This is a genomic window from Streptomyces sp. NPDC096105, from assembly GCF_044763335.1.
Lineage (GTDB): Bacteria > Actinomycetota > Actinomycetes > Streptomycetales > Streptomycetaceae > Streptomyces.
In genome coordinates, this window is record NZ_JBIWGC010000030.1 from 1 (window position 1) to 12,760 (window position 12,760).

11 protein-coding genes and 2 pseudogenes are annotated in these 12,760 nt (G+C 73.0%); 5 read left to right on the plus strand and 8 right to left on the minus strand.

Annotated features, from left to right (window positions below; translation table 11 throughout):
* The 3 genes and pseudogenes from ACIQ8B_RS30640 to zwf all read right to left on the minus strand — a co-directional run.
* Nucleotides 1–325: pseudogene (locus tag ACIQ8B_RS30640) on the minus strand (glucose-6-phosphate isomerase); the annotation flags it as partial.
* Nucleotides 318–1,253, minus strand: a complete 936-nt coding sequence (opcA, locus tag ACIQ8B_RS30645; RefSeq protein ID WP_365422002.1) for a glucose-6-phosphate dehydrogenase assembly protein OpcA — start codon at nucleotides 1,251–1,253, stop codon at nucleotides 318–320. The gene opcA and the pseudogene ACIQ8B_RS30640, both read right to left, overlap by 8 nt.
* The gene (gene zwf, locus ACIQ8B_RS30650; protein ID WP_403551323.1) at nucleotides 1,250–2,944 is read right to left on the minus strand and encodes a glucose-6-phosphate dehydrogenase; all 1,695 of its coding nucleotides are present in this window, start codon (nucleotides 2,942–2,944) and stop codon (nucleotides 1,250–1,252) included. The genes opcA and zwf overlap by 4 nt, the downstream gene beginning before the upstream one ends.
* Nucleotides 2,945–3,541: 597 nt before the next feature.
* Here zwf and ACIQ8B_RS30655 point away from each other — a divergent pair.
* On the plus strand, nucleotides 3,542–3,775 hold the full coding sequence (locus tag ACIQ8B_RS30655) for a hypothetical protein (protein WP_403551325.1): 234 nt from the start codon (nucleotides 3,542–3,544) through the stop codon (nucleotides 3,773–3,775).
* A 388-nt stretch (nucleotides 3,776–4,163) separates the two neighbouring features.
* On the opposite strand, the pseudogene ACIQ8B_RS30660 reads toward ACIQ8B_RS30655, so the two are convergent.
* Nucleotides 4,164–5,123: pseudogene (locus ACIQ8B_RS30660) on the minus strand (glycoside hydrolase family 16 protein); the annotation flags it as partial.
* 345 nt (nucleotides 5,124–5,468) lie between these two features.
* On the opposite strand from ACIQ8B_RS30660, the gene ACIQ8B_RS30665 reads away from it, so the two are divergent.
* On the plus strand, nucleotides 5,469–6,806 hold the full coding sequence (locus ACIQ8B_RS30665; protein WP_403551327.1) for a 6-phospho-beta-glucosidase: 1,338 nt from the start codon (nucleotides 5,469–5,471) through the stop codon (nucleotides 6,804–6,806).
* Between the two features lie 235 nt (nucleotides 6,807–7,041).
* Here the strand turns inward: ACIQ8B_RS30665 and ACIQ8B_RS30670 are convergent, their stop codons facing one another.
* Nucleotides 7,042–8,175, minus strand: coding sequence for an ATP-grasp domain-containing protein (locus ACIQ8B_RS30670; protein ID WP_403551329.1), 1,134 nt, complete (start codon nucleotides 8,173–8,175; stop codon nucleotides 7,042–7,044).
* A 239-nt stretch (nucleotides 8,176–8,414) separates the two neighbouring features.
* Between ACIQ8B_RS30670 and ACIQ8B_RS30675 the strand changes: the two genes are divergently transcribed.
* Together ACIQ8B_RS30675 and ACIQ8B_RS30680 are read left to right on the plus strand one after the other, a co-directional pair.
* Complete coding sequence (locus ACIQ8B_RS30675) at nucleotides 8,415–9,272, plus strand: metallophosphoesterase family protein (protein ID WP_403551331.1); 858 nt, start codon at nucleotides 8,415–8,417, stop codon at nucleotides 9,270–9,272.
* Nucleotides 9,269–9,931, plus strand: coding sequence for a 4'-phosphopantetheinyl transferase (locus tag ACIQ8B_RS30680; protein WP_403551333.1), 663 nt, complete (start codon nucleotides 9,269–9,271; stop codon nucleotides 9,929–9,931). The genes ACIQ8B_RS30675 and ACIQ8B_RS30680 overlap by 4 nt, the downstream gene beginning before the upstream one ends.
* Before the next feature lie 80 nt (nucleotides 9,932–10,011).
* Here ACIQ8B_RS30680 and ACIQ8B_RS30685 read toward each other — a convergent pair whose 3' ends face one another.
* From ACIQ8B_RS30685 to ACIQ8B_RS30695, 3 genes are all read right to left on the minus strand, one after another.
* Complete coding sequence (locus ACIQ8B_RS30685; RefSeq protein WP_106411420.1) at nucleotides 10,012–10,251, minus strand: hypothetical protein; 240 nt, start codon at nucleotides 10,249–10,251, stop codon at nucleotides 10,012–10,014.
* Between the two features lie 162 nt (nucleotides 10,252–10,413).
* The gene (locus tag ACIQ8B_RS30690; protein WP_106411419.1) at nucleotides 10,414–10,953 is read right to left on the minus strand and encodes a toxin-antitoxin system, toxin component; all 540 of its coding nucleotides are present in this window, start codon (nucleotides 10,951–10,953) and stop codon (nucleotides 10,414–10,416) included.
* Nucleotides 10,954–10,984: 31 nt separating this feature from the next.
* Nucleotides 10,985–11,635 carry a helix-turn-helix transcriptional regulator gene (locus tag ACIQ8B_RS30695; protein WP_106411418.1) on the minus strand — a complete coding sequence of 217 codons (651 nt, stop codon included), beginning with the start codon at nucleotides 11,633–11,635 and terminating at the stop codon, nucleotides 10,985–10,987.
* Between the two features lie 222 nt (nucleotides 11,636–11,857).
* Between ACIQ8B_RS30695 and ACIQ8B_RS30700 the strand changes: the two genes are divergently transcribed.
* Nucleotides 11,858–12,517, plus strand: coding sequence for a hypothetical protein (locus ACIQ8B_RS30700; RefSeq protein ID WP_403551336.1), 660 nt, complete (start codon nucleotides 11,858–11,860; stop codon nucleotides 12,515–12,517).
* The last annotated feature ends 243 nt before the right edge of the window (nucleotides 12,518–12,760 follow it).

A 12,760-nucleotide genomic window follows, 5' to 3' on the forward strand; every position in this document is an offset into this window, starting at 1 on the left:
CGATCACCGCGTCCCGCGGCGCCCGCAGCGCGGTGTGCAGCACCGCACGGTCCTCGGTGGTGTTGATCCGCTCCCCGCGGAACATCGCGTCCCGCGACCCGAACACGTCCGTGGCCGCGGCCAGTTCACGCAACAGCCGCAGCGTCTCGTCGGTGACCAGGTGCTTGGAGTAGTCGATGCGGAGGTCGCCGACGTGCACGACGTACCGCTGCGCGCGGGAGGGGTCGGCGTCGAACAGTTCGCGCAGGCCCGGGACGCCCTGCGCGCGGTGCTGTTCCAGGGCGGCCCACTCGGGGCGGCGGGTCGGTTCGGGGACGTCAGACATGGGCGGGGATCTCCTCGGTGGCCTCGCCGCGCAGGGCGACGGCGTACATCTCGTCCGCGTCGAGGCGCCTGAGCTCCTCGGCGATGAGTTCGGAGGTGGAGCGGACCTTCAGTGCCAGCCGGCGCGCGGGCTGGCCGGGCAGGGTGAGCGTGGCCAGGGGGCCCTCGGGGCGGTCGATGACGATCTCGCCGTCCTCGGTGCCCAGCCGGACCGCCGTGACCGCGGGGCCCGCGGTCACCACCCGCTCGACGGGGACCCGCAGCCGGGCCTCCAGCCAGCGCGCCAGCAGCTCCGCGGCCGGGTTCTCCGCCTCCGCCTCGACGGCCGCGGAGGTGACGGGGTCCCGGGCCTGGTCGAGGGCGGCGGCCAGCATGGAACGCCACAGGGTCAGCCGGGTCCAGGCGAGGTCGGTGTCGCCGGGCGCGTAGGTGCGCTGCCGGGCGCGCAGGGTCTCCATCGGGTTCTCGACCGTGTACAGGTCGGTGATCCGGCGCTGGCCCAGCGCGCCGAGCGGGTCGCGGGAGGGGTTCTCGGGCGCGTCGGCCGGCCACCACACCACCACCGGGGCGTCCGGCAGCAGCAGCGGCAGCACCACCGAGTCGGCGTGCTCGGACACCTCGCCGTAGGTGCGCAGCACCACCGTCTCACCGGTGCCGGACTCCGAACCCACCCGTACCTCGGCGTCGAGCCGGGACCGGGTGCGTTCGCGCGGGTTGCGGGTGTGCCGCTTGATGACGACCAGGGTGCGCGCGGGGTGCTCGTGCGAGGCCTCCTCGGCCGCCTTGATCGAGTCGTAGGCGTTTTCCTCGTCCGTGACGATCACCATCGTCAGGACCATGCCCACGGCCGGGGTGCCGATGGCCCGCCGGCCCTGCACCAACGCCTTGTTGATCTTGCTTGCCGTGGTGTCGGTCAGGTCGATCTTCATGGCCTGCGCCAGCTCCGTCCGTCTCGTGCGAGCATCTCGTCGGCTTCCGCGGGTCCCCAGCTGCCCGATGTGTACTGCGCGGGCCTGCCGTGCGACGCCCAGTACTCCTCGATCGGGTCGAGGATCCTCCAGGACTCCTCCACTTCCTGGTGGCGGGGGAACAGGTTGGCGTCGCCCAGGAGGACGTCCAGGATGAGCCGTTCGTAGGCCTCCGGGCTGGACTCGGTGAACGACTCGCCGTAGGCGAAGTCCATCGTCACGTCCCGCAGCTCCATGGAGGTCCCGGGCACCTTGGAGCCGAACCGCACCGTCATGCCCTCGTCCGGCTGGACGCGGATCACGATGGCGTTCTGGCCGAGCTCCTCGGTGGCCGTGGTGTCGAAGGGGGAGTGCGGCGCCCGCTGGAGGACCACCGCGATCTCGGTGACCCGGCGGCCCAGCCGCTTGCCGGTGCGCAGGTAGAAGGGGACGCCCGCCCAGCGGCGGTTGTCCACCCCGAGTTTGATCGCCGCGTAGGTGTCGGTGGTGGAGGACGGGTCGATGCCCTCCTCCTCGAGGTAGCCGCGCACCTTCGCGCCGCCCTGCCAGGCGGCCGCGTACTGCCCGCGCACCGTGTGCAGGCCCAGGTCCTCGGGCAGCCGCACGGCCCGGAACACCTTCAGCTTCTCGGTCAGCAGCGACGCCGCGTCGAAGGAGGCGGGTTCCTCCATGGCGGTGAGGGCCATGAGCTGGAGGAGGTGGTTCTGGATGACGTCGCGGGCGGCGCCGATGCCGTCGTAGTAGCCGGCCCGGCCGCCGATGCCGATGTCCTCGGCCATGGTGATCTGCACGTGGTCCACGAAGGACCGGTTCCAGATCGGTTCGAACATCTGGTTGGCGAAGCGCAGCGCCAGGATGTTCTGGACGGTCTCCTTGCCCAGGTAGTGGTCGATGCGGAAGACCTGCTCCGGGTCGAACACCTCGTGCACGATCGCGTTGAGCTCCTGCGCGGACGTCAGGTCGTGCCCGAACGGCTTCTCGATCACCGCGCGCCGCCAGGATCCTTCGGGCGCGTCGGCCAGACCGTGCTTCTTGAGCTGCTGCACCACCTTGGGGAAGAACTTCGGCGGCACGGAGAGGTAGAAGGCGTAGTTGCCGCTGGTGCCCCGGGAGGTGTCCAGTTCGTCGACCGCCTCGCGTAGCTGGTCGAAGGCGTGGTCGTCGTCGAAGTCGCCGGGCACGAACCGCATGCCCTCCGACAACTGCTGCCAGACCTCCTCGCGGAACGGGGTCCGCGCGTGCTCCTTGACCGCGTCGTGCACCACCTGCGCGAAGTCCTGGTCCTCCCAGTCGCGGCGGGCGAAGCCCACGAGGGAGAAGCCCGGCGGCAGCAGCCCCCGGTTGGCGAGGTCGTACACGGCCGGCATCAGCTTCCTGCGGGACAGGTCGCCGGTCACCCCGAAGATGACCAGACCGGACGGGCCCGCGATCCGGGGCAGCCGGCGGTCCCGGGGGTCGCGCAGCGGGTTGGGCCAGCCGGGCGGGGGCGCGGTGAGGGCGGTGACGGCGTCCGCCCGCTCGTCCCGTGCCGCCTCGGGGGCGTCCACGTCCGCCCGCTCGTCCCGTGCCGCCTCGGGGGCGTCCACGTCCGCCCGCTCGTCCCGTGCCGCCTCGGGGGCGTCCACCGCCGGTTCGGTGGTCTCGTCGGTCATTCCGCGTCAACTCCCTCGCTGTCGGACGCCGTCGCCGCCGCCTGGCGCGGCCACGGCCCGGCGTCCACGAACCTCGCCCTGTCCGGGTTCCCGGCTGCCGCGCCACCACGTCGTACGTGCTCCCGGCCGCCGCGGAGCGGTCCTCCCTCTACAGGGTGTCCTCGTCCGCGGGGTCCTTCACCCCGGTGCACCCCCGTGGCGGCGGCTGTGCGCCTGCTCCGGGCCCTCCGGGCGGATCGAACACTCTGTCGCACATGGTGCGGGCCACTCTGATCTCCTTCTCTCTCGCGCTCGCGTCAACCGCGCCCGGCGTCCGTCGATTCCGGGCGGCCGGTCGTGCCGGTCACCCGTGCAGGTGCTCGTTCTCGCGGTGCCCTCGATCCGGGCGAAGGGAACTCCGCAGCGCGTTCACAAGTAAAAGTCTGACTTATTCGCACGAAGATTCCGTTGTGCCCGCCCGCGGTGAAAGGGGGGCGCTGGGCGCCCCCGTCCGGCGGCCCCCGACGGATGTGCGACGGCCGGGGGAGGCGTGACGGGCGGATTCCCCCAGGGGGGTGACGACGGCACCCGGACGGCGGGCGGGGCGACGGCGGCGGAATGAGACCCTTCCCTTCCCTGGTCGAGCGTCGAGCGGAGCGTCTGCGGGGCCGGCAGGGCCACCGCTCCTCCCGGGACGCCGGGTACCGCGGAACCGTCCTGGCCATGCAGCCCGGCTTCCTGCCCCGCGCCACCACCGGGGCCGCTGACCCCTGCCGCTACGACCGGCCGCCGCTGATGCGGCCCGGCCCGGCTCGCCGCACTCCGCGCCGCGTCGGACCGGCCGCGCCGTGAGTGCGAGGACGCCGTCACCCTGCCGCTGAGCCCGCACACGGCCGTGCTGCGCCCCCCCGCCGGTCCAGCGGACCCCAGCAGCCGGCCACGGCGTCAGCGCGTACGCCGACGCCCCCGGTTGTTCCCGGCGCGCCTTGGCCCGGGTGGTGCGCGCCGCCACCGGGGGGACGTCCACGGCGTTCATCGACACGCGGAGGGTGCTGGAGGCTCCCGAGCGGCTCCTCACGCACGGCAGCGCATGGACACCGCCCCGGCCCCGTTCCGCGCGGCGCCGCTGAGCGTGCGGGGTGAACACCGACGAGGGCTCCGCGCGGGGTGCGCGGAGCCCTCGTCGCCGGCCGGGAGGGCCGGGTGCGGGGGGTGGGGGCGTGGGGCCGGCGGGCTAGGAGGCGGTCAGCACCTGGACGTAGTCCACGAGCATCGAGTGGCCGGGCTCGGTGCCCGCGTCGGGGCCGCCGCCGAACGCGTCGGGGAAACCGCCGCCCATCGCCACGTTGAGGATGACGAAGAAGCCGTGGTCCGTGGCGTTCGACCAGGTCACCGCGTCGACCTGGTCCTCCCGGACGGTGTGGAAGGTGTCGTCGTCGAGGGAGAAGCGGATCTCCTCCACGTCCGACGAGCGGTCCCACTCCATCCGGTAGGTGTGGAAACCGGCCTGACAGGTCGTGCCCTGGCAGGTGGTCTCACCGCCGATGCCGCTGGTCTCGTTGCACGGGCCGCCCGGCGAGGTGCCGCAGTGCATCGTGGCGAACACCGTGTTCATGCCCTGGGTGTTCTCCATGATGTCCAGCTCGCCGACGGCGGGCCAGTTCCAGTGGTCGCCCCGGTAGGGGGCGCCGAGCATCCAGAACGCGGGCCAGTAGCCCTTGGCGGCGTCACCGGTGACGTTCGGCACCTGGACGCGGGCCTCGACCCTCAGCTTGCCCCCGGCCGGGGGCTGGAAGTCGTCGCGGGCGGTCTCGATGCGGCCCGACGTCCAGTTGCCGGCGCCGTCGCGCCGAGGGGTGATGCGCAGGTTGCCGTCGCCGTCGAGCGAGACGTTGTCCGGGCTGGACGTCATCGTCTCGATCTCGCCGGTGCCCCAGTTGGCGGGGCCGCCGGGGTAACCGGTGCCGGTGGCGTACTGCCAGTTGCCGGTGTCGACTCCGCTGCCCTCGGGACCGTCGAAGTCGTCGGTGAAGACCTGGGTCCACCCCGACGGCGGGGGCGGCACGGAGGCGCTGGCGGAGGGACTGGTGAGGGTGAGGGCGCCGGCCCCGAGCGCCAGTGCGCCCGCGAGGGCGACGAGCGTGCGCCTGAGCCGTCGCCGTGCGTGGGGGGACCGGGGGGTGCCGGAGGTGACGTTCATGTGGGGGGATGACCTCTCGGTGCTGATGGTTGTGGGGGTGTGCCCGGAGAGTCCGGAACTGCTCGTGAGAGCGCTCTCACGGTCACGCCAATGTGCTCCGGGGCCTCTCCGGCGTCAAGAGGTGTAACCGTGAAAGTGCTTGCCGGTTAGAGGAGTTCACCTCTCGAATGGGCGCGAACAGGGGAAACCGGGCCGGGGCGGGCGGAGACCCGTGGTTCCCGGGGCCGGCCCCGCGCGCCAGGCGGGGGAAGGCGAGTCCCGCGGAGTCCCGGACCGCCGGGCGTGAGGGGCGGGCGGGGCGCGAGTAGGGTCGGGGGCGGGCCGTGGCTGCGGGAAGGTGTGGATGTGAGGCTGACGATTCTGGGCGGCGGCGGGTTCCGGGTGCCGCTGGTGTACGGGGCGCTGCTCACGGACCGTGCCGAGGGGCGGGTGACCCGGGTCGTGCTGCACGACGTGGACGCCGGGCGGCTGCGGGCGATCTCCAGGGTGCTGGCCGAGCAGGCCGCCGGGGTGCCCGACGCGCCCGAGGTGACCGCCACCACGGACCTCGACGAGGCACTGCGCGGTGCGGACTTCGTCTTCTCCGCGATCCGCGTCGGCGGCCTGGAGGGCAGGGCGAACGACGAGCGGGTGGCGCTCGCCGAGGGCGTGCTCGGCCAGGAGACCGTCGGCGCCGGAGGCATCGCCTACGGTCTGCGCACCGTCCCCGTCGCCGTCGACATCGCCCGCCGGGTGGCCCGCATCGCCCCCGACGCCTGGGTCATCAACTTCACCAACCCGGCGGGCCTGGTCACCGAGGCCATGTCCGCCCACCTCGGTGACCGCGTGATCGGCATCTGCGATTCACCGGTCGGTCTCGGCCGCCGCATCGCCCGGGTGCTCGGCGCACGTCCGCAGGAAGCCTGGATCGACTACGTCGGCCTCAACCACCTCGGCTGGGTGCGCGGCCTGCGCGTGGCGGGCCAGGACCGACTGCCGCGCCTGCTCGGCGACGCCGCGCTGCTCGGCTCGTTCGAGGAGGGCCGGCTCTTCGGCGCGGACTGGCTGCGCTCGCTGGGCGCGATCCCCAACGAGTACCTGCACTACTACTACTTCAACCGCGAGGCCGTGCACGCCTACCAGCAGGCGCACAGGACCCGCGGCGCCTTCCTGCGCGACCAGCAGGAGGGCTTCTACGCCGGGACGGCCGACCCGGACGTCTCCGCCCTGGAGTTGTGGGACCGCACCCGCGCCGAGCGGGAGGCCACCTACATGAGCGAGAGCCGGGAGGCGGCCGGCGCGGGCGAACGCGAGGCGGACGACCTGTCCGGCGGCTACGAGAAGGTGGCGCTCGCGCTGATGCGGGCGATCGCCCGGGACGAACGCACCACCCTGATCCTCAACGTCCGCAACCGCGGCACCCTTTCACCGCTGGACGACGACGCCGTGATCGAAGTGCCCTGCCTGGTGGACGCCAACGGGGCCCACCCCGTCGCCGTCGACCCGCTGCCCGGCCACGCCGTCGGTCTCGTCTGCGCCGTGAAGGCCGTGGAACGCGAGGTGCTGACCGCCGCCCGGTCGGGGTCCCGCACCACCGCCGTCAAGGCCTTCGCCCTGCACCCGCTGGTGGACTCGGTGAGCGTGGCCCGCCGCCTGGTCGACGCCTACACGGCCGTCCACCCCGGACTCGCCTACCTCGGCTGACAAGAGGCAAGCCGGCCTCGGGCCGGCCGGCCGCCCCCCGTGACAGCGGCCGACCGACCCGAGCTCCCCCCCCCCGGTCCCCCGTGCTCCCCCCGGCGGCTTCCCCAGTCGCCGTTCACCATCAAGAGCCCGCACACCGGGGCCTGATACACCCTGGCGGACATTTTCTTCGAGGAATTCTCGGAAAGCCGCCGGCCGCCGGCCGTCACCGGCCGCTGCGGCGGCGAACCGGCCGCTAGTGCAGTGCTCCCGACGCCGTCCGCGGCTCGACGGGCGTCGCCGGCGCCGGCAGCGCGTCCAGCGGGCCGGTGGCCGCGGGTGAGCCGGTCCGCTGCCGCGGCACGGTCACCGGGAGCAGCGGGCGCGGACCGGACACCACCGTGTAGTCCTGGCCCAGGAACGGCGGGGCGATCTCGCCCGGGTCGTCGCCGAGCGCCAGCCGCACCGCGGCCCAGGGCGCGTTCACCCCGCACAGCGAGAGCTGGTGCAGTCCGCCCGCGGGCCGGGTGTTGACGTCCATCAGCACCGGGCGGTCGCCGAGCATCCGGAACTGGATGTTGGACAGGTGGTGCAGACCGAAGCCCTCGGCGATCCGCCGGGCCGGCTCCAGCCACTGCTCGTGCAGCGTGAAACCGCGCCTCCGGCCGTGCTTGGTGCGCCCGACGGCCAGCCGGACGCGGTTGTCCGTGCCGGTCAGGCAGTCCACGGACACCTCGGGCTGCTCCAGGCGCGGCATCACCAGCCAGTCGACCGGCTCGTCGGCCCGCCGCAGGGCCTCCAGCACCAGGCCGAGGGGAACCCGCGGGCCGGGGAAGCCGCTCAGCTGGGGCAGCGAGAAGGGCTCGCGGGTGATCACCCGGAAGCCGACCCCGCCCGCGCCGGACGCGGGCTTGAAGCACGCCCTGTGCCCGAGCCGCTCCAACTCCTCGACCGCCGTGAGGAGTTCGTCGGCGTCACGGACCCGCCACCACGGCGGCACCGGCACACCGACCGACTCGACCGCCTGGTAGGCGACCACCTTGTCCTCGAACACCGCCACCGCCTCGGGCGGCGGCGCCAGCAGCGCGGTCCCGGCCGCCTCGAACTCGGCGCGGTGCGCGACGATCGCCGTCTGGTGCAGCCGGGGCACGAACACGTCGATCCCGCGCCGCGCGCACTGGGTGAGCGCGTACTCGACGTACGCCGCCGGGGACAGGTCCTCCGGCTCCAGTTCGGCGGTGTCGGCCGCGGCGAGCACGGGGGAGTCGGGGTCGCCGTGGGTGGCGTGGATCTCGACGGCCCGGTCGCTGGGATTTCGCCGCAGCTGATCCATGAAGAACACGTTCTCCGCGTACGTGCGGTTGAGCCAGACGCGTACGCGAGAGACCATGCAGGCCGCCTTTCAACGGTGTGCGGGCAGGGCTCAGCGGCCCGTGCCCGGGCATGACGTAGGGAGTTGTCACCGAACCGCCGTACGGGAAACACGTGTCCATGGCGGTGGTGTCGGGCAGATCATACGACCAAGAAGAGTCGTCCTGATACCACGTCCGGGTGATGGTCCGAGGTTGTTCCGGCGGGACGGATGTGATCTCGTGGTGAGGTCCGGCGGCTGCTGAAGGGGCGACGAGGATGGTGACGGGTGGAGACGGCCCTCAGCTGTGGGCCGTCAGCGATCTGCACATCGGCTATGCCGAGAACCGCGACCTGGTCGAGGGCATGCGGCCCGAGTCGGACGAGGACTGGCTGCTGGTGGCCGGTGACGTCGCGGAGACGGTGGAGGACGTCCGCTGGGCCCTCAAGACCTTCGCCGGCCGCTTCGCCCGCGTCGTCTGGACGCCCGGCAACCACGAACTGTGGACCCACCCGGGGGACGCCGTCACCCTGCGCGGCGTCGCCCGCTACGAGCATCTGGTCGAGCAGTGCCGTGACCTCGGCGTGCTCACCCCCGAGGACCCGTACCCGGTCTGGGAGGGCCCCGGCGGCCCGGTGACCGTCGCACCCCTCTTCCTCCTCTACGACTACTCGTTCCTCCCCTCCGGCTGCACCACCAAGGAGGAGGGCCTTGAATACGCGCACGGCACCGGGGTGGTCTGCACCGACGAACGCCTGCTGCACCCCGATCCGTACCCGACCCGGGAGGACTGGTGCCGGGCCCGCGTCGCCGAGACCGAACGGCGGCTCGCGGAACTCCCCGAGGACCTGCCCCTCATCCCCGTCACGCACTGGCCGCTGCACCGCCATCCGACCGAGGTGCTGTGGTACCCGGAGTTCGCCATGTGGTGCGGCACCGTGCTGACCGACGACTGGCACCGCAGGTACCCCGTCCACACCTCGGTCTACGGTCATCTGCACATTCCCCGGACGACCTGGCAGGACGGCGTCCGCTTCGAGGAGGTTTCGGTGGGCTACCCGCGTGAGTGGCGCAAACGGCGGGAACCGCCGGGGCGGCTGCGCCGCATGCTGCCCGTGGAGGGGCCGGCCCGGTGATCGAGGACCTGCTCCCGCCGACGGTGGCCGCCGTCGAGGCCTACGGCGACGAGGGCGTGGACGCCCCGCTGTTCCCCGAGGAGGAGGCCGTCCTCACCCGCGCGGTCCTGAAGCGCCGCCGCGACTTCACCGCCGTACGCTCCTGCGCCCGGCGCGCCATGGAAAAGCTCGGCGTACCCGCGCAGCCCGTCGTCCCCGGCGAGCGCGGCGCCCCCGTCTGGCCCGTTGGAGTGACCGGCAGCATGACCCACTGCGAGGGCTACCGCGCCGCCGCACTGGTCCGCGCCGACGACCTGGCGTCCATCGGCATCGACGCCGAGACGCACGGCCCGCTGCTCCCCGAGGGGGTGCTGTCCACCGTCTCCCTGCCGCAGGAGACGGAGCGGATCAGCCGCCTGCACGCGGAACGCCCGGACATCCACTGGGACCGCCTGCTGTTCAGCGCCAAGGAGTCCGTCTACAAGGCGTGGTTCCCGCTCACCCGGAAGTGGCTGGACTTCTCGGAGGCGGACATCACGATCCACCTCGACGGCACCTTCCACGCGACTCTCCTGGTCCCCGGCCCCGTCGTCTCAGGCCGCCGCCTCGACCACTTCACCGGCCGCTGGGCCGCCGAGTCCAGCCTGCTCACCACGGCGGTGACCATCCCGCACGGCTGATGACGGCTCCCACCGCCCTGCGGTCGCCGGGGCCGTCCCGGGCGCGACGCGCGAAGAAGCGTGCCGCGCCCGGGAGACGACTACCCCTCGGAACGCCAACCCCTGACCATCCGGAAGAACGACTCCTCGTTCCCCGCCAGTCCCGCCCGCTCCAACGCCGTCTCCGCCTCCGCGAGAACGGAAGGCGGGACAACCGGCAGCACGTCCGGGCCCGGCGGGCCGCACCGGTCGTCGCCGAAGACGGCCCGCACGGTGTGCAGCAGTCTGAGATAGGCCTGGACGGCGGTGCGCTCGCGGTCGGTCAGTACGGCGGTGGGCATCGCTCGGCTCTCCCCGTGTCGTGGTCGTGGGTCCCCACGCCCCCGCACGAACGGGGGCGTATCACCAGCTTGCCGCCCACCACTGACAATCGGCCCGGACCACCGCCCCGTCCGCACGCCGGACACCCCGCGACCCGCCCTGGGAGCTGCGGCTCAGCGGCCTCAGCTCTGCGGTCCCAGATACCCCAGCGACGCCCCGATCCGCCCCGCCAGATGATCCCGTTGCACCGGCCCGCGCAGCGACGAGCCGGCGAGGTACGTCCGGCACTTGCTGGCCAGCAGCAGCCCGAACGTCTCGGCCTCCTTCTCCTCCGCGAGGTCGAACCGGGTGCGCGCGGCGACCCGCAGCACGGTCGCCCGCAGGACGTCGTCGTCGAGGGAGGCGCCCCACAAACGGGTCGTGACCTCCGCGCCCGCCACGTGGTGACCGCGGTGACCGGCCTTCATGTGCCACAGCTCGTGGCCCAGGATCACCAACTGGTGGTCCGGCGCCGTGCGTTCCTCGACCACGACGAGGTCCTGGTCCGCCATGTCCAGCCACAGCCCGCTCGCCGTGCCCGGCGGAAAGGCCGCCGCGCGGAACAGCACCGGCCGTCCCCGGCGCCGGCTCATCGCCTCGCACAGGGCGGCGTAGAGATCGGCGGGCCGCGCCGGGACGGGAAGCGTCAGCTCCGTGACCAACTCTCCGCACAGGCGGCGCATTTCCCTACCGATGCCCACAGTTCTCCCCGGGTCACGACTTGGGCCGCTGGACGCTCTCCAGGAGCATGTCCAGCCACTCCGCGACCTTGTCGCGGTGCTGGTCGGTGGGCAGCTGCGCGGCCCGCCAGGCGATGCCCCGCACCCCGTGGTCCTGCAGCAGCCGCTCCAGCGGGTCCTCGGCCGCCGTGACCGACTCCCGCTCCGCGAGCTTCTGCAGCAGCTCCTGCTCGGTGTGCTGGAGGGCGCTCGCCAGCGCCTCCGGGTCCTCGGCGGTGAGAAAACCGGCGTGCACCCGGAAGAACCGCTGGAGGGCGTCGCAGTGCTCCATGGTGGGCCGCCGGTCACCGTTGATCAGCGCGCCGGCCTGCTGCCGGGACATGCCCGCCCCGTCGGCGATCTCCTGCTGCGTGTACTTGCGCCCGTTCGGCTTCAGCCGCGTACGGCGCAGCAGGTCCAGCCGCTGCAGGAAGCGCGCCTGCACGTCGGGCTCGCCCGCGGGCCGCCCGCTCAGCAGCGCCTTCACCACGGGCTCCGGGACTCCGGACGCCACGGACAGCCGGCCCACGTCGAAGACCTCGCTGTGCGCCACGCCGAGCCGGTCGGCGAGTGCGGTGACGCGGGCGACGACGGAGAGCAGCGCGTTCGTCGGCGCGGCGCCCGGACCCTCGAAGCCACCCGTCACCGAAAGATCTCCTACGTCTCTCACAGGCTTCTCACAACGATTGCCGTGAACCTCACGGAGACTAGCCGGTGGAGCGAACTCCCATCCAGGTCTCGCCACAACTGTGGCCAATTTCAGCCGTCAACCGTGGCGGAATGCCACGATAGTTGACATGCCACGCCTCCGGGCAGCAGGATCGGCACGCCGCGTCAGGGCCGCACAGGCAAGAGGGGTGACCTCCCGATGGCATATCAGGCAGGAGGGCGGCGGCCGGCACCGCGGCCCGGCCCCGGGACTCCCGAGGCCCAGGCATATCTGCAGGACTACGCCGTCCTGCTGGACGCCGTGCCCTTCCCGTCGCTGGTCGTGGACCACCGATGGGACGTACTGCTCACCAACGGTGCTTTCCGGGCACTTTTCCAGGGCGTGGAGCCGCATCCGACGGCCCACCCCGGCGCCAGCTTCCTCCGCTTCGTGCTGTTCCACCCGGACGCCGCCACGGTGCTCGGCGACCACGAGGCGAGCTGGTGTCTGCCCATGCTGGCGGACTTCGCCGCGACCGTCGAGCGGCACGCCCACGACCCCGTGCTGCACGCCGTACGGCGGGACATCGCCCAGGACCCCATCATGGACGCCGCCTACCGGCACGGTCTGCCGCACTGGCTGCGCGCGGCGGGTGAGCGGGCCGCCGAACACGACGGCTCCGTACGGCCGTTGCTGCATCCGGATCCGCGCTGGGGCGCCACGGAGTGCCGTCTGTTGGTGGAGACCACGTCCGTCCTCGAGGAGATGGAGTGCCGCCGGGTGACGTTCGTCCCGCGGGAGGCGCCCCGGGCCGCCGGCCGGGACCGCGGCGCCCGCCGCGCCGCCTCCCATCTGCGCGTGGTCCCCACCGGCGGCTGAACCCCGGCACGACCGCCCGCCCACGCCCTGTACGGCGGCCGTGCGACGTGACAGCACCGGGGTGAGCGAGTCACCGGCCTGCGGTGTCGTGGTGACGGGTGCCGGGACGGCGGACGCCGCCCGCGCCCTGCACGGGGCTCGCGCCGGCCTCGACGTCACCGTCGGCGACCGGCGACACGGTGACCGCCCCGGGCGACGGCCGCCCGCTCCGTCCGCGGCTGCGCGGCACCGGCCGGCCGGCCG